Consider the following 15,900-nt stretch of genomic DNA (forward strand, 5'->3'; position numbering starts at 1 on the left):
TACCTAATTTAAGACTAAAGTTTTTTACCAGCGAAAGCTTCCATAACACCGTGAAGAAGAGCGATAGACTCTTTCTTAGGACGTTGGAATGCATTACGGCCCATGATCGAACCAAAGCCGCCGCCTTGACCCATTTCTTGAACTTCTTTTAGAAGCTCTTCAGTGCCTTTAGCTTCGCCACCAGAGAAGATCACGATGCGTTTGCCGTTGAAGCAAGATTGAACAACGTGGCGGATACGATCAGCCATTGTCGTTACTTTGATGCCTTGTTCAGCGTAAACTTTTGCAGCCGCGGCTTGCTCGATGTGCGCTGTTGGAGGTTTAACTTTGATGATGTGAGCACCCAATTGAGCTGCGATGTGAGCTGCGTATGCGATCACGTCGATAGCTGTTTCACCCTCTTTGGAAAGTTGCTCACCACGAGGGTAAGACCAGATCACAACCACAAGACCCGCTTGTTTTGCCAAGCGAGATGCTTCAGCGATCTCTTCGTACATTTGCTTACGCTCAGCAGAGCCTGGGTAAACTGTGAAACCGATACCCACGCAACCAAGTCTCAACGCATCGTCGATGTAAGACGTGACTGCAGAGATGGGAGCTTTGCTACCGTAAAGAGATTCAGAGTTGTTAATTTTCAAGATCAATGGGATTTCGCCAGCATAATCACGAGCGATCGCCTCGATGAAGCCCAGTGGAGCCGCGTAGGCGTTGCAACCAGATTCAATCGCAAGTTCTACGTGGTAGTTAGGATCGTAACCATCTGGATTTTTCGCGAAAGAACGTGCCGGACCGTGCTCAAAGCCTTGATCCACAGGCAAGATAACCATCTTACCAGTACCCGCCAATTTACCGTGATTCATAATGCGAGCCAGGTTCGTCAAAACGCCTGGGTTGTCAGCTCCGTACCAGTTCAAAATCTCTCTAACTCTTGGTGTCATGTGTGCTCCAGAAAATGATGGAAAATGTGAATATCCAGTTAATTAGCGGGCTCGAGGTTAGTGAACTTTCTATCGTTAATCAAGCGTCTACATCATAGCGAGCAACGCAGCAATTTCCTTTCCAAAGCGGATTCTGTGGTATACTGTGGGCACGAATTTTAGAGGTGAACATGAGCACACAAAGAGTTTCTTTCGAAGCAACACCAAATCCAGCAACTATGAAGTTCCATTTGCATACGAAAGTAGCAGATGAAGGTTTTGATTGTCCTTCTGCGCAAGAAGCGGATCGCTCCCCTTTAGCCTCTAAAATCTTTGGTTTCCCTTGGACAAGCTCCGTTTACGTGGGAACTGATTTCATCACCGTGACCAAGCAAGACTGGGTTGACTGGGAATTACTGGCCCACCCGTTAAGCAGCTTGATCCAGGAACATATGGACAGCAAAGAGCCTGTGGTTGTGCAGATCGTGCAACACTCAGACGTTGATGATCCCAATGACTCCCCAATGGTGCGCAATATTAAATCTGTTTTGAACCGCGAAATTCGACCTGTTGTAGCTCTAGATGGCGGTGACATTGTTTTCAATAAGTACGAGAACAACAAACTTTACATCCACATGCGTGGAGCATGTGCGGGCTGCCCGTCTTCTCAAGCAACGCTTAAAGACGGTATTGAAGTTCGCATGAAAGAATTGTTCCCGGAAATTCATGAAGTTCTTGCGATCTGAGACCGTACACGAGTCTAAACTTTTATTAAAACTTGCCGGCCCTATCATTGTTGGACAGCTTGGTCAGAATTTGATCCAGTTGGCTGATACGTTGATGGTTGGTCACTTGGGGCCCGTCGCCCTGGGGGCTTCTGCTTTTGCGAGCAGCGTGTTTATCGTTTTCCTTATTTTTGGATTGGGGATGCTGGCTCCGATCACAGCAATGTTTGCCCATGCGCAAGGTCAGGAAGATCATCCCCGCGGTGGAGTTCTTCTGGGTCACAGTTTGATTGTGGCTTTAGGTATTGGGGTTATCATCACAGCAATCCTTTTAGGGTTGCTCCCCCACTTACATATTTTTGGACAACGACCTGAAGTCTTAGCCGAGGGCTCTGCCTTTTATAAAGTCATCACTTGGTCGATTGTGCCGTCATTGATTTACCAAGCGTATAAGCAATTCACCGATGGACTGGGACGTACGAAAGTTGCGATGTACGTGATGCTTGGTGGTGTTGTTTTTAACGTGGCTGGTAACTATCTTTTAATCAATGGCTATCACGGATTTCCAAAAATGGGTCTGGTGGGAGCCGCATGGGCCTCATTGGGCGCTCGCATCTTGATGATGATCGTGATGATTGGTTACGTGCATCTTCACCCGCAGTTCAAAAAATATCTGACGCTGCCATGGATTCATTCTTACGATCAGCAGATTTTGAAAAACATCATTCGCTTGGGGATTCCAAACGGCTTCACTTTCTTTTTCGAAGTGGGAGCTTTCGCTTCGTGCGCGGTGATGATGGGTTGGTTTGGCGCCATTCCTTTGGCGGCGCACCAGATTGCTTTAAGCTTGGCGAGTACGAGCTTCATGGTGACGTTGGGTATCGGCATTGCTTCCAGCATTCGCGTGGGCTTTGAATTGGGCCGCGGCGATTACAAGCTCGCTCGGCATGCAGGCTTCACGGCGATTATTCTGGGTGGCTCTTACATGAGTCTTTGCGGTTTGGGTTTCTTGGTGTTCAGACATTGGTTCCCGACATTTTACGTGAATGACCCGGATGTGATCGCCTGGGCTGCGCAATTCTTTGTTGTGGTCGCTCTGTTTGAAATCTTTGATGGTGTGCAAGCAGTCGCGATTGGGGCTCTTCGTGGCATGAGCGATACGCAGTGGCCAAGCGTGATTGCCTTCTTTGCATACTGGATCATGGGCTTGCCGGGAGGCTATTTATTGGCCTTCCACCTGGGCGTAGGTCCCATCGGAATATGGATAGGACTTTTGATAGGCCTCATATTTGCCTCAATCCTACTTACGTATCGCTTTCATCGTCTCAGTAAGAGATTCATTACTTAGTAGTACTTCAGTAAGTATTGGATTATTCCGATATTTCTAGTAGATGCAAAAAAATATTGTTGGGTATTTGTTTACCCTTTTCAGCTTGTTTTTACTTATGGGATGTTCTGATGCAGATCCCAAGGTTTCATTTTTGCGTCCGATGGACAATTTTGAATTTAAGCCAACAAACTCAGTTGTTACCTCAACACTGACGACAATTTCACTCAAAGCAGAATGCTCGCGTTTCATCAATACCGTGGACCTTTCGTTCGATGGCGGTACGACGTGGCTGAATTCCGCGACGTATGATTCGTCCTACGTGATTTGTTCGACGGATGGAGAATACAAAATTACGCTATCGAACAGCAAGCCACCGATGAGCACGATGACGATCAATAACGGTGATAGCTTCACAGTGAAGTTTCGCGCGACTTCCCGCTCGGGAAATCAAATCGTGAAGGATGTGAACATCCGCTTCGTTCCACCCGCACAAATCAAACAAGCAATTCTTGCTGGAGCTAGCGTGCAAACGGGCTCAGGCATGGTTTTACGTGGCAGAATCCTTTCACACAAACAAGACACCGCTTCTGGTGGCGGTTATAAAATCTGGGGAAGGGTTGCTGAATGAAGAAGACCCTTTCTATTTCAACACTGCTGATCTTACTAGTGAATACGGCCTTTGCCGTTTCTCCTGGGTCTTTGCTGACTTATGAAGGTCTTTTGACGGACTCCACTGGCACTCCGATCACGACCACTCAAACTGTGGGTTTTCAAATTCTTTACGGCGCTTGTGTGATGTATTCAGAAACACAATCCGTGGTCCCGGGATCTGCGGGTGAGTTTTCAGTGATTGTTGGAACAGGGACTCGTACAGATACAACCAACAACACCGCGGACCGCATCTTTGCTTCGACAGGAAGTGTGAATTGTAACGGCTCTTCAGCTGCGACGATGACGGGATTTACGACTCGTGCTTTACGAATCACTGTGAACGGTGTGGATTTGACTCCTGATGTGCAAATCGGAAACATCCCCGTTTCAATCAACTCGCAAAAACTTGCGGATAAAGGGGCTTCTGAATTCCTGCAAGTCAACGCCAGCCAAACGACCACTCAGGCAAATCTGGAAAGTATTCTTTCTCGCTATACGACTTTGAATAGTTTGATTTCAGCTTATGCCGGCAACACCCTAACTGCACAATCTGCACAGACGGCTGTGAATTTCACCGGCGCATTGACGGGAGATGTTTCTGGTACACAGACCACGACTTCGGTTGATAAAATCAAAGGTGTTGCGATCGATACGACAGGCATCGCCACTGGCAAGGTTTTAAAATATGACGGTGCAAAATGGGCCGTTGCGGATGATGCAACGGGAACTTCGCCAGGAGATGCTTCGTACACTGCAAAGGGCTTAGTGCAACCGATGACGGATGCCGCGACTTCTGGCATTTTAATTTCTTCGGGTGTCATCAAAGTCAACTATGGTACCAGCGCAAATCAGATTGTGAAACTCGATGCCAGTGCAAAACTTCCAGCTGTGGATGGTTCGCAACTAACAGGCATCTTACCGACGGGTGCTTCTGCTGGTCAGGTTCTAACTTCCAGTGGTTCAACATTATCTTGGACGACACCTTCGACAACGGATACAACCAAACTTCCACTTGCAGGTGGCACGATGTCAGGCCCTATCAATATGGGGTCTTTCAACATCACGAATGTTGGCTTTATCACGATGAATCCAAGTTCCCAACTTCACCTTTCCAATAACTCCGTGGATCCGTCTCTTTCGACGGCGGATAAAGGTAAAGTTTGGTTCAATTCGACAAGCAACCAAATAAAATACTGGGACGGTTCTGCGACTCAAACTTTGGGTATTGCTGGTGCTGGTCTGACAAGTTTGAATGGACAAACTGGATCCTCTCAAACTTTTGGAACTCCGACGACTGCGGGCACAAGTCTTTCCTGGTCCTCTACATCAAATAATCACGTACTAAATATTCCGCTAGCTTCAACAACTGGTGTAACAGCGGGTTTATTAAGTAAAACTGATTACGACGCCTTCTCTGCAAAACAAGCCGCAGGTAATTATATTTCATCATTAACTGGTGATATCACGGCCACGGGTCCCGGTGCCGCAGCAGCAACTATTTCAAATAGTGTCATCACAAGTGCTAAGATTGTAGATGGCACTATCCTTGGTACTGACATGAACTTTACCGGCATGGTGAATGCCACGGCTGGTATCGTGATCCAAGACTCCACGGGAAAATTCAGTAGCTTTGCTTGCTCGACAACGGGCCATGTTCCGACTTGGACCGTGACGGGCTGGATTTGTTCGGCCCTGGATCCTGCGAACTTGTCTGCGGTCGTTCCAATCACGAAAGGTGGTACGGGAGCTTCAACTGCAAGTGGTGCCTTCACTGCTCTTTCTCCGATGACTGCTAAGGGTGATTTGATTTCTTACTCGAGTTCTGCGCCTTCTGTTTTGGCCGTGGGAACTACAGGTCAGATTCTGACTGCCGATTCAGCGCAAGCCACAGGCTTGAAATGGGCCACACCGACATTCTTTGCAAATGGTGGCAACACTTTCGGTGCCGATGCCACCTTAGGCCTGACAGATGGCTATGGTCTTTCGATTAAAACGAACAGCGCCACTCGCCTGCATATTAATGCTGCCGGTAATGTGGGTATCGGTTCCACTGCGAACTCTAACGTTCCTTTGACATTGTCTTCGTCCCTAGCCGGCGGCACGACTTTGCATTTGGTAAATACCAATTCATCCAGAAACTATTCATTCAACACGGGAAGTTTATCTTCGACTTATGGAGCCAGTGCATTTGCCTTGAACGACGAAACCGCTGGGAAAACACGCTTCTTAATCGATACAAATGGTGCTGCATCTTTAGGTGGAACGATCACAAATATGATCGCAGCTGCGGGCCCGGGTGTTCTTACCCTGAATGGTCCTGGCACAACAACTTCCGACACTGGCGTACTGGAGATGAATAATAATATTGCCACAGTAGCTGCAGGTACTTCCGGCGGTAAAGTCACATTTAATGCATACAACAATTTGGGTTCAAAGAACCTAGCAAGTATTCAGGTCCTTACTGATGGCTCCGGTGGCGCCAACGGGTATGGTGGTCGTATTATGTTTACGACCAAAGCAGACAACTCGACCTCTCAGGGAATTAACTTCATTATGACGTCCACGGGGAATGTCGGAATCGGCACGGGCGTTCCATCCTATCGGCTTGATGTCAGCGGTGATGCAAACTTATCAACAGGATCCGTCTACAGAATTGCTGGAACTCAGATTTGTTCATCTTCAGGCTGTACGTCTTCCTCTGACAGAAGACTTAAAGAGAACATTCAGCCACTGCAAAACTCTTTGGAAAACATTTTAAAGCTTGATGCGGTTTCCTATAACTACATCGACACGGCCCGCTTCGGTGACAAACACCAAGTCGGTGTGATCGCTCAAGATGTTGAAAAGATCTATCCAGAAGTCGTTGTCACCGACGAAAAGACTGGCATGAAAGCTGTGGCTTACGATCACTTGGTGGCGCCACTGATTGAAGCGGTGAAATCACTCTATTATAAAGTCACAGCATCCGAAGAGAAAATCGCCGAGCACGATCGTCGTATTGCTTCGGTTGAAGAACAAAAGAATTTGGATCGCACTGAGATTGAAAAACTCAAAAATGAGAACGAAGCACTTAGGAAACAGAACGAGAACTTACAAAAAGATCTCAATTTGATAAAATCCAAGCTCGGTCTGTAAAATAATATTGATCTTTGACTCCAAAACATTTCGCTGTTTGTCTCACTATAGTATTAACAATTCGCAAAACTTTTTTATCGTCCCAATCGTGGTAACATTAATTATTCACGTAAGAGGTACGTAAAAATGAAAAAAACTGCTGCTTTGCTTATTGCTTCATTAGCATGCTCCCCTGCTTACGCCATTTCACTTGGCGACATCATCAAATCCATTTTTAGCGCCCCTGTAAAACAGGAAAGCCGTACGCCGGCTAGTTCAGGATCGAACTCTACTGCTAAATCCGAACAACAAAGCCTGGAAGAGTTACGTAAGACATTAGGCTTATTAAAAAAGATCAGCTGTACCTATCATGGTAGCAACTATGGTGTAGACCCAAATGCGATCTTTGAATTCCCCGATAATCCAGATCAAACAGTCTGTGACCCATTATCTGGCGAAGCTTCAGAATCCCGTACCAGCGGTTTGGCTGCGAAACTTTATGTTCGCAGTGAAGAAATGAAAACCGTAAATGGTGTGATGGATTACTATAGTAAAGGTATCCGTCTGGATCAGAATCTTTATTTTGCTTCTATTAATGTTCCGACTCGTATGTTCACCAAAGGTTTCACGACTGAAGGTGGCGCAACACTGGTTGACGGTTCGGGTAATAAACTGATTGAAAACTTCGCGGTGGAGTATAACTCCATTCTTAAATTAGGTGCTGACGACAAAGAGGGTGAATACGAATTGGGTATCATCTCTGACGACGGTGCCCGTGTGTTCTTTAAAGAAAATGATCAATGGAAAGAGTTGATCAACAATGACGGCAACCATCCTTCCCGTTTTGGTTGCACATTCAGAACTCTATCCATGAAAAAAGATACCGAAGTACCGATTAAGGTTCTTTACTATCAGGGCCCTCGTTATCACATCTCGAACGTGTTGATGTGGAAATACCATAAAGATGTTAAGGCCTTCCAGAAATCTTATAAAGACAACTGGGTTTGTGGTCAAAAAGGCAACGAGCTTTTCTATTCTCCTAAAACAGAGAAAGCCACGGCCGTTACGAAATGGTTGGAAAACACGGGTTGGAAAGTTATCGCCAACGCCAACTATAAAATGCCTGAGCAAAAAACCAATCCTTGCGTAGAGGAAAAACTGCAGATCACTGATTTAATCGCGACATCTGTTGAAGCTCCACGTGCAACGATTGTTTGGAAAACAAATATCAAATCGACAAGTCAGTTGAAGATTTCAAACTTCTTCACGGGTGAGGTTATCTACACTGAGTTGAACTCAGAGCTTGTAACTAACCACGAAGTACAACTGGACGGTCTGGTTCGCGGTATCTACTACTTGATCAACGCGATCTCTGTGGATGAAAAAGGCAATCAAGTTATCAGCTCTCCAGACTACTTGATCACTCCGTAATCGAATCTTAGTTATTAAAAACACAAAGGGCAGGTTTACCACCTGCCCTTTTTTTTATACTTTTATACCGATAATCCATGGAACAAAAATGATGTCCGTTTTTATACTCAAGGTTTATGAATAATCTTAGTAATTTCGTTCTTTGTTCCAAGAGCGCATGGTGAACTAGTACAGGAATTCATGCAATCGCAGCACATCTCATGAATTACAACTTCCGCAATTTTGCTCTTAATAAACTTTTCGCAGTAATTGCGATCTTTCGTACGTAAAAAGGCCGTTAAATTATTGGTTTGATTGTTCAGCTTACCTTGCAACAAAACGCCCCGATTTTCTTCAGAAAGAGAAAAAATTTTCGGCTCACCCTTTTTTTTATCTGCCTGTAATGCAAGAAGTGGATTTTTATCGATATCTACTCCTTTAATCGATTGGAGGCGAGGATCCTTATAAACTCCATTTGTGGTCGAATGATAAGCACAACTTTCGACATTGAAGGAACCTTGGTCTAAAACTACTTCTGGCTCCAAGCACCCAGCTGAGCTACTTGAAACAGTGAATATGCCACTTAACAAAATCATGAAAAATAAAGATTTTAATGCCATGGCACTCCTTCGATTGAATTCAATAAACTAGTAGGTATTTACAAGAATAACGCAATTTATTTATATAACTCAATGTGCAACTAATTGATGTCAGAAAAATTCGTGTTTTTCGAGGCCCTCCGGGGGAACTCAAAACTACATAAAACACAAAGGGCAGGTTTTCACCTGCCCTTTTTTTTATTTTACTGTAACTAGATTTCTTTGAATCGCCTGTTCGATCTGGGTTTTGTTGATCGGCTTTGTCAGATATTCTGCAAATCCCAGCCCCAGGCAGCGTTCTTTTTCTTCTTTTAAAGCATTGGCAGTTAAGGCAATCACGGGGGTTCGGTAATGGCGTCGCTTCATCTCTGTCGCGGTCGTGATGCCATCCATTCGCGGCATCTGCAGATCCATCAATACCAGGTTCGGCTCAAAGACCGGAAGTTTTTCCAGACACTCGATACCGTCGCCCGCCGTCTCAACCACATAGTGATTTTTTCGAAGTAAGATACTCAGCAGTCGGCGATTATCGGCATTATCATCCACCACTAATATTTTGGCGGCGATTTTATCTTTCTTTATGCTGTCATAGACCGGAATCTCCTCAATACTTGCATCTTCGTCTACGATAGGAATCGTTAAAAGGAAAGTTGACCCTTCTTGCAGAGCACTCTTTGACAAATCCAAATCCCCGCCCAACGCTTGCGCTAGACTTCGAGATAAAACTAATCCCAATCCGGTGCCACCGAACGATCTGGTGATGGAAGAATCTGCCTGCTGGAAAGGACTGAACAATATCCCCTGCTGTTCTTCGGAAATACCGATTCCCGTATCCGTGATTGCAAAGCTCACAAACTCTTTGCCACGCGGATAAACCCTGATAGTCACCTTGCCGCTGTCGGTGAACTTAATCGCATTGCCAATGAGATTGTACAAAATTTGTTTTAAACGGACTTGATCCGTCACTAAAGTTTCCGGCAAAGAAGATGTAAAATCCAAATCAAAACCAATACCCTTATTTCTTGAAAGCGAGCTAAACGTTGCCGACAGCTCTTCTTTCAAATCATTAAAGCGTATGCGGGATTTTTCGATCTCCATTTTGTGCGCTTCGATTTTTGATAAATCCAAAACGTCGTTAATCAGGTTCATCAAAAGATGACCGTTTCGCAGAATAGCTTCCCTAGCCGTTTCTTTTTCCTCAGGAGAAGCACCGTCCTCGGTGATCATTTCCGAAAACCCCAGAATCGCCCCCAGTGGAGTGCGAATTTCATGGCTCATATTGGCCAGAAACGTACTTTTCGCAGCATTGGCTCTTTCGGCCTGTACTTTGGCGAACTCAAGTTCGCGCTCACGAAGCTCTAGTTGAGAAGTTCTCTCCAAGACACGAAGTTCCAGTTCCGAATTCAACTTTTTCTGTTGTTGTTCCGCGTTTTTACGATCTGTGATATCTCGAGTGACTTTTAAAAAGCCTTTCACCTTATGGTTCTTATCGTAGAGTGCCGTAAGAACCACGTTGGCCCAAAACATCGTGCCATCTTTACGAAGGCGCATGCCTTCCTCTTCAAATCTGCCCGTTTCTGCAGCGACTTTTAATTCGTATTCCGGGTACCCAAGGTCGATGGCCTCTTTAGAATAGAACGTGGAGAAATGTTTTCCCAGAATTTCGTCAGCAGTATAACCTTTGATCCGTTGAGCACCGGCATTCCAAGTACTCACATATCCATTACGGTCCAACGCAAAAATTGCATAATCAACAACACTTTGCACCAACGCCTCAAAACTTTCGTTTTGAAGAACTTGTGCGTCTTCTCTATTTGAAGTCGTTTTGCCTGTGTCCATGTTGTCCCCTAACAGATTAAGAAGACAGCATTGCACACTTCAAATCAAGAGCGCCGAAAAAACATGTCACAATTGAAATGTTCTACAACGAATGGTTGTTTTGATGCGAGGCTTAATTCAGGCGACCTCAGTCGAGAATACTGAATATACGAGGCACGCCTCGCGTTGGGTGCTGAACTATTTTTTCTGAGCTATTACGAGCTCACGTACTTTTTGCAAAAACTTATCATCGTTCGTCTTCACGATCTCAAAACTCTTATACGTATACGGTTGTTTAGGAAAAATAAGGTAGCGTGTGCCTTTGGTAAAAGTCGGCTGCACTTCGCACGAAGGATCATTGATCAAACGACCTGAAGTATTGTTGCTCCAGAAGGTTTCATCCTTATGACCGTCAAAATCCGAAAAAGACTTCTCGTCTTTTGCGCGGTGACCTTCGATTTTCATAGTCGAAACGGATTTACCTTTTAAAGTTTCAATAACTTTGAATTTAAAAACCGGAACTCTGGCTGTGCGACCAACATGGACGGCTTCAGCCACATAAATATTCTCGTTGGACTGGACCATTTCTTCCAAAGGAACCATCGCACTTTGAGGTGGAGCAAAACAAGCCCAAGCTGAATTAAGATTGAAAATCGCCAACAAGAATAAGTTAAACATAAAAGCCCCCGATGAAAATTATCTTATGTCATTCGTCTGAGTCGTCAAACAGATTCATCTGACCGGTGTAGCCTTTAAGTTTTTCGCGGGATTCGAATTGCAGCTCGCAGAACTCACGCTGAGTTTTCAAAAAACTCACCCATTCCGCGCCAGACTTTTTACCTTTTAACCATTCATCAAAAGCATCCGCTTTCAAAAACAGCGGCGAGCGATCGTGCCCCGCCGCAAGAATCTGCGGTGTTGGTTCTGTCGTGATAATCGCAAATGAATCCACCACCTCCCCCGTCCGCTGATCCTGCCATGTATCCCAAATTCCCGCCGCGGTTAGCAACTCTTGATCGCGGCTTTTGATCGAAATCCAATTCCCCGCAAAGGTTCCAGTGTAAACCGCTTCGTAAAATTCACGTATCGGAACAAGACAGTGTCTCGTTTCGAACGGCTTTTTCCAGGAAGGCTTGTTTAAAACTTCTTCAACGCGTGCGTTGTAGGCCGCAAACTGGGGCTTTCTGACCTTTGACCACGAGGGCACCAGGGAATAACTCATCAGGTGAAGTTTGCGCTCCTGGTGCTCTTGTACGATCACTGGAGCCAGTGTGTGTGGATAAATGATTTGCTTTGGAACGAAGTGGATAGGAGGAAGCTCTACCTTGTAGGTCTTATGTAACAGATTGAATTCGCCAGCGGCCCCATAACTTGCACACATGGATTGAATTTTACGTATATTTCCCGTCTCAAATCAAGAAAGCCTGCGAAAACACTATCAGTATTTTAGACGATGTTTCCTAGTTCTACACTTGGAACGAATTTACGTGGAGTACGGCTGGCCCCCACCTTGCACTGTCTTATGATGTGGGGGAATTCAAATGAGAAATCTAAACTTTGCATACATCACGGTGATGACATCTGGCATGCTTCTGAGCGCCTGCGCTCCTGACGTTAATTTCATGACGTCACAGCAGAACTTGGCGTCCTTGGATGGCGGTGGTGGTGGCGTTAAGTTTCAAAGCGTTTCTCAAAGCTTTGAGGTTAAAGCGAACTCCGACATCGACGTTCTTTTCGTCGTCGATAATTCGGGTTCGATGGACGCTGAGCAGAAAGGTATCTCCGCAAAAATCAATGGCTTCATGAACATCATCAAAGATGCAAACTGGCATGTGGCCTTGACGACAACTGATCCAAAAGTGAACACGATTGCTCCTGATAAATCATCCCGCGCATGGGGTGATGGACAGTTCCGCCCTTTTGACTCTGACTCTGGCAGCCTTTTTGTTTTGAAAGCTGGTCAGACATCGTTGACTGATGCTCAGAAAATGCTAGCGGCTGCGGTTAACGTAGGTCTTTTGGGTGATGGTAGCGAGCGTTCAATTAACGCTTCTTACCGCGCAATCGAGCGCACAGCAAACACTCCGGCGAATCAGGATTTCTTTCGCGAGAAATCAAAACTGATCGTCATCGCTATTTCTGACGAAGACGAATGCTCAAACGGCAAATGTGCTTCTGCTCCAGAAAAAAGTGTTCCCGAGAACTTGGTTAAACTGGTTCGCGAGCGCTTTGGTGCTGAAAAAGTCTTTATGTTTAACTCCATCGTAAAAGCACCAAGCGACACAGCTTGTACAACGGCAGCGGTGGCTCCGATTTATGAAGCTATGTCTAAATTGACGGGTGGATTGATCGGTTCGATCTGTGCGACAGATTACACTTCAATCTTAAGCAAAATGGGCACGAAAACTGTTGAGCTGGTGAAGTCTATCAATTTGAACTGCCAACCTGTGGATGCTAACGGGGATGGCGATATCGACTTCTCTTTGATCGATAGCAAAGGAAATAAAATTGCAGCCGGTTACTCTATCAGCGGTACGACTGTGAGTTTCGCGGCAAACCTAGAAGAAGGTTCTTATTCAGCGGCATATAGCTGTGTGCAATAACCACTTCAATACCACTTTAAAACCATCAAAGGGATCCACACGGATCCCTTTTTTTTATTTGGATGATTGAGATCAGGAAAGAACTTCCACCGGGGAATCCATCAAGATCGTCCCCTCGTTTTCAGGAATCCACAAAGTTCCAAAATTCACTTTGGTCCCATCACGACGATAGGTTGCCAAGGTTTTTAACGGCTCAGGACCACCTGGAACCCCCGTCTGCTGATCAATCGTGATGATGTTGCAGCGGGCACTGAGTTTGGGCTGAGATAAGATCACATTACCGATCTTGATTCTTTTCCACTTATCTTCCTCAAAAGCCAGATTGCCCTGAACAACGATATTAGGACGAAAGCGATTCATAGGAACGGCACTTGGGAGTTTTGAATTCAAATCTTCCAGGCTTTTGGTATTTACCAACAGCAAGGGACGGCCATCGGCAAAGCGGACTTCGGGCTTCCACTCTTTTTGAGTTGAAAGAACACGGCGCTGAGAAAAGGGAGCATAGCGAACAAGGCGAACATTCACACCCAAGTATTGAGACAAAGCTTGAGAATACAAATCTGGTTCAAGAGCTGCAGTGAAGGAATCATTCCACACCTGAACCTTCACCTCGCGACTGAATGAACTTTTGCGACCAATTTTAAAGAACATCTTTTCAAAAGCCAAAGTCAAAGAGGTGGGATCAAAGACGGCATTTACCGTCGCAAGCTTAGGCAAAGTTCGTTGCGAAACAAATTTGCCACTGTCATCCACAAGCATCCACTCACGATCCCCTTCTGGGCCCTCGTGAGTGATTTTCATTTCTGACAAGGACTGGCCTCGTGCAGACTTTAAGGGATAAATATTCAGCTCGGAAACCTGCATGTCTATTGAACTGATTTTGGATCCGCTGGAGGAGCCACGGGTGCACCTGTTTCGGGCTTCACCATTTGTGGTTTTTCTTTATCAAGCTTAACCAGTTTTTTCTTTACGATTTTCAAAGCCACTTCATGAGATTCACAAACTGTCTTGGCGTCATCACAAACATAGAAACTGATTGTAAAAGGCTTATCGCCCGCCTTCGTCGCGTCGAATTGGATCAACTTTTCAGTTTTCTTAACTGGATCGATAGAACCCATTTCGCCATCGATATAAAGACCCGATGGAGATGGAACAGAGAAATGAAACCCTTTATCCAAAGTCGTGTTGATTTTTTTGCCCGACAACTTGATATGATCTTTCCCGTCAGACAAACGAGCGGCGAAAGAAATTGAAGGAACAAGGACGGCTGCGATAATAAGTGCTTTTGAAATTCTCATAGGCCTATTAGACGGCCCCAAGACCATCTCAGTCAACCCTAGTGACACGATGCCCCTCCTTGAATCCATAGAAAGAAATGAAAACATAACAGATCATCGGTAACAGAAATGCGTGCTGCAGACCCATTCGATCGGCAATCACCCCTTGGACGAGTGGAATCACCGCACCGCCGACGATAGCCATGATCAATAGACTGGAAGCTTTCTCGGTGGCAAATCCCAAACCACGAATCCCCAGACTGAAAATCGTCGGAAACATGATGGAGTTAAACAAGCCAACGGCAAGCAAAGTCCACGCCGCTGCGGGACCGGTTGCCATGACCGCACAACCAACCAAAACAGTTGCAACACTTGCTGCCACACCGAGCATCTTTGCGGCATTGAGCTTTCTCATTAATAACGAGCCCACGAATCTTCCCACCAAGGCGCCACCCCAGTACAAGGGCACATAACCTGCCGCCACACTTTCACTGACATTCAAAATATCTGCCTGGGACATGAAGTTGATCAAAAAACTGCCGATGGAAACTTCCGCCCCCACATATAAAAACAAAGCGATGACGCCTAAAACCAAATTCGAATGTTTAAAGGCATCAGAAAACGTGGCCGCAGCCTTCACTTCTCCCTGTTTTTCTTCTTTCAAGTTTGGCAGGCGCAACAAATACATGCCGATTGAGAGCAACAAAAGAATAACTGTCAGCACGGCATACGGTCCTTGAACGGACTGTGCCTGCTGAGTTTTATAGGCAACCTGCTCTGTCATCGAAAGCGCTGCCAGTTGATCAGCACTCATCACCACACCGGATAAAATAAATAAACCACCGATTTTTGGCGCGACCGTCGTCCCTAAGGAATTCAGCGCCTGCGCCAAATTCAAACGACTGGACGAGGTTTCTTCTGATCCCAACAAGACCACATACGGATTTGCAGCGACCTGCAGAAGCGTAATTCCTGACGCCAAAACAAAGAGCGCAAATAAAAATAGCGGATAGGATTCCACTCGAGCTGCGGGTAAAAACAAAAGCGTTCCAATAGCGGCGACAAAAAGTCCTGCGCTGATACTGTTCTTATAACCTATTTTTGCAACCACACTCCCCGCTGGCAGAGACATGATGAAATACGCTCCAAAGAAGGTGAATTGAATAAGGGCACTTTCCGTGTAGGTTAAAGAGAACACTGACTTCAGGTGAGGAATCAGAATATCATTCAAGCAGGTTAGAAAACCCCACATGAAAAAGATGGTGGAAACAATCACCAGGGCTCGGGTGCGCTTAGTTTCCTCAGGTGCTTGGTTCATGGTTCCTCCAAATTAGTTAAACTCTAATAAATACTGCCGAATTTACAAACCGGCAGCAAACGATATCACAGCGCATGCAAGTTCATTCCGACACAGGACCTTTGCCTCGCACAGACTTCAGTTCCGTTTTTTCTTCGG

The 15,900-nt window shown here is 45.6% G+C and carries 14 protein-coding genes; 6 read left to right on the plus strand and 8 right to left on the minus strand.

What is annotated here, in order from left to right:
- Positions 1–14: 14 nt before the first annotated feature.
- Positions 15–938, minus strand: coding sequence for a class I fructose-bisphosphate aldolase (locus tag DOM22_RS12360; RefSeq protein WP_142700672.1), 924 nt, complete (start codon positions 936–938; stop codon positions 15–17).
- Between the two features lie 170 nt (positions 939–1,108).
- Between DOM22_RS12360 and DOM22_RS12365 the strand changes: the two genes are divergently transcribed.
- The 5 genes from DOM22_RS12365 (at position 1,109) to DOM22_RS12385 (ending at position 8,168) form a co-directional block, all read left to right on the plus strand.
- Positions 1,109–1,663 carry a NifU family protein gene (locus DOM22_RS12365; protein WP_246845619.1) on the plus strand — a complete coding sequence of 185 codons (555 nt, stop codon included), beginning with the start codon at positions 1,109–1,111 and terminating at the stop codon, positions 1,661–1,663.
- Positions 1,644–2,990 (plus strand): MATE family efflux transporter, encoded by a 1,347-nt coding sequence (locus DOM22_RS12370; RefSeq protein WP_142700674.1) that lies wholly within the window; start codon positions 1,644–1,646, stop codon positions 2,988–2,990. The genes DOM22_RS12365 and DOM22_RS12370 overlap by 20 nt, the downstream gene beginning before the upstream one ends.
- A gap of 97 nt (positions 2,991–3,087) precedes the next feature.
- Complete coding sequence (locus tag DOM22_RS12375; RefSeq protein WP_142700675.1) at positions 3,088–3,600, plus strand: hypothetical protein; 513 nt, start codon at positions 3,088–3,090, stop codon at positions 3,598–3,600.
- Complete coding sequence (locus DOM22_RS12380) at positions 3,597–6,758, plus strand: tail fiber domain-containing protein (RefSeq protein WP_142700676.1); 3,162 nt, start codon at positions 3,597–3,599, stop codon at positions 6,756–6,758. The genes DOM22_RS12375 and DOM22_RS12380 overlap by 4 nt, the downstream gene beginning before the upstream one ends.
- Before the next feature lie 126 nt (positions 6,759–6,884).
- The gene (locus tag DOM22_RS12385; RefSeq protein ID WP_142700677.1) at positions 6,885–8,168 is read left to right on the plus strand and encodes a PA14 domain-containing protein; all 1,284 of its coding nucleotides are present in this window, start codon (positions 6,885–6,887) and stop codon (positions 8,166–8,168) included.
- Positions 8,169–8,275: 107 nt separating this feature from the next.
- Here the strand turns inward: DOM22_RS12385 and DOM22_RS12390 are convergent, their stop codons facing one another.
- The 4 genes from DOM22_RS12390 to DOM22_RS12405 form a co-directional block, all read right to left on the minus strand.
- Entirely contained in the window at positions 8,276–8,767 is a 492-nt protein-coding gene (locus DOM22_RS12390; protein ID WP_142700678.1) for a hypothetical protein, read from the minus strand.
- A gap of 177 nt (positions 8,768–8,944) precedes the next feature.
- Complete coding sequence (locus DOM22_RS12395; RefSeq protein WP_142700679.1) at positions 8,945–10,585, minus strand: response regulator; 1,641 nt, start codon at positions 10,583–10,585, stop codon at positions 8,945–8,947.
- A 177-nt stretch (positions 10,586–10,762) separates the two neighbouring features.
- On the minus strand, positions 10,763–11,242 hold the full coding sequence (locus DOM22_RS12400) for a hypothetical protein (RefSeq protein WP_142700680.1): 480 nt from the start codon (positions 11,240–11,242) through the stop codon (positions 10,763–10,765).
- 28 nt (positions 11,243–11,270) lie between these two features.
- Positions 11,271–11,945: an SOS response-associated peptidase gene (locus tag DOM22_RS12405; protein ID WP_142700681.1), complete on the minus strand. Its 675-nt coding sequence runs from the start codon at positions 11,943–11,945 to the stop codon at positions 11,271–11,273.
- 160 nt (positions 11,946–12,105) lie between these two features.
- Between DOM22_RS12405 and DOM22_RS12410 the strand changes: the two genes are divergently transcribed.
- Positions 12,106–13,167: a hypothetical protein gene (locus DOM22_RS12410; RefSeq protein ID WP_142700682.1), complete on the plus strand. Its 1,062-nt coding sequence runs from the start codon at positions 12,106–12,108 to the stop codon at positions 13,165–13,167.
- Positions 13,168–13,239: 72 nt separating this feature from the next.
- Here DOM22_RS12410 and DOM22_RS12415 read toward each other — a convergent pair whose 3' ends face one another.
- The 3 genes from DOM22_RS12415 to fucP are packed head-to-tail and all read right to left on the minus strand — an operon-like array spanning position 13,240 to position 15,762.
- Positions 13,240–14,031, minus strand: coding sequence for an MOSC domain-containing protein (locus DOM22_RS12415; RefSeq protein WP_142700683.1), 792 nt, complete (start codon positions 14,029–14,031; stop codon positions 13,240–13,242).
- 2 nt (positions 14,032–14,033) lie between these two features.
- Positions 14,034–14,465, minus strand: coding sequence for a hypothetical protein (locus DOM22_RS12420; RefSeq protein ID WP_142700684.1), 432 nt, complete (start codon positions 14,463–14,465; stop codon positions 14,034–14,036).
- A 28-nt stretch (positions 14,466–14,493) separates the two neighbouring features.
- On the minus strand, positions 14,494–15,762 hold the full coding sequence (fucP, locus tag DOM22_RS12425; protein WP_142700685.1) for an L-fucose:H+ symporter permease: 1,269 nt from the start codon (positions 15,760–15,762) through the stop codon (positions 14,494–14,496).
- Between the last annotated feature and the right edge of the window lie 138 nt (positions 15,763–15,900).

It is taken from the genome of Bdellovibrio sp. ZAP7 (genome assembly GCF_006874645.1).
Taxonomy (GTDB): domain Bacteria; phylum Bdellovibrionota; class Bdellovibrionia; order Bdellovibrionales; family Bdellovibrionaceae; genus Bdellovibrio.

Coding starts and splice junctions, on each gene's coding strand:
- DOM22_RS12365 (WP_246845619.1), top strand. CDS start 1,109: ATGAGCACACAAAGAGTTTCTTTCGAAGCAACACCAAATCCAGCAACT.
- fucP (WP_142700685.1), bottom strand. CDS start 15,762: ATGAACCAAGCACCTGAGGAAACTAAGCGCACCCGAGCCCTGGTGATT.
- DOM22_RS12405 (WP_142700681.1), bottom strand. CDS start 11,945: ATGTGTGCAAGTTATGGGGCCGCTGGCGAATTCAATCTGTTACATAAG.
- DOM22_RS12415 (WP_142700683.1), bottom strand. CDS start 14,031: ATGCAGGTTTCCGAGCTGAATATTTATCCCTTAAAGTCTGCACGAGGC.
- DOM22_RS12370 (WP_142700674.1), top strand. CDS start 1,644: ATGAAGTTCTTGCGATCTGAGACCGTACACGAGTCTAAACTTTTATTA.
- DOM22_RS12380 (WP_142700676.1), top strand. CDS start 3,597: ATGAAGAAGACCCTTTCTATTTCAACACTGCTGATCTTACTAGTGAAT.
- DOM22_RS12390 (WP_142700678.1), bottom strand. CDS start 8,767: ATGGCATTAAAATCTTTATTTTTCATGATTTTGTTAAGTGGCATATTC.
- DOM22_RS12375 (WP_142700675.1), top strand. CDS start 3,088: ATGGGATGTTCTGATGCAGATCCCAAGGTTTCATTTTTGCGTCCGATG.
- DOM22_RS12410 (WP_142700682.1), top strand. CDS start 12,106: ATGAGAAATCTAAACTTTGCATACATCACGGTGATGACATCTGGCATG.
- DOM22_RS12360 (WP_142700672.1), bottom strand. CDS start 938: ATGACACCAAGAGTTAGAGAGATTTTGAACTGGTACGGAGCTGACAAC.
- DOM22_RS12400 (WP_142700680.1), bottom strand. CDS start 11,242: ATGTTTAACTTATTCTTGTTGGCGATTTTCAATCTTAATTCAGCTTGG.
- DOM22_RS12420 (WP_142700684.1), bottom strand. CDS start 14,465: ATGAGAATTTCAAAAGCACTTATTATCGCAGCCGTCCTTGTTCCTTCA.
- DOM22_RS12395 (WP_142700679.1), bottom strand. CDS start 10,585: ATGGACACAGGCAAAACGACTTCAAATAGAGAAGACGCACAAGTTCTT.
- DOM22_RS12385 (WP_142700677.1), top strand. CDS start 6,885: ATGAAAAAAACTGCTGCTTTGCTTATTGCTTCATTAGCATGCTCCCCT.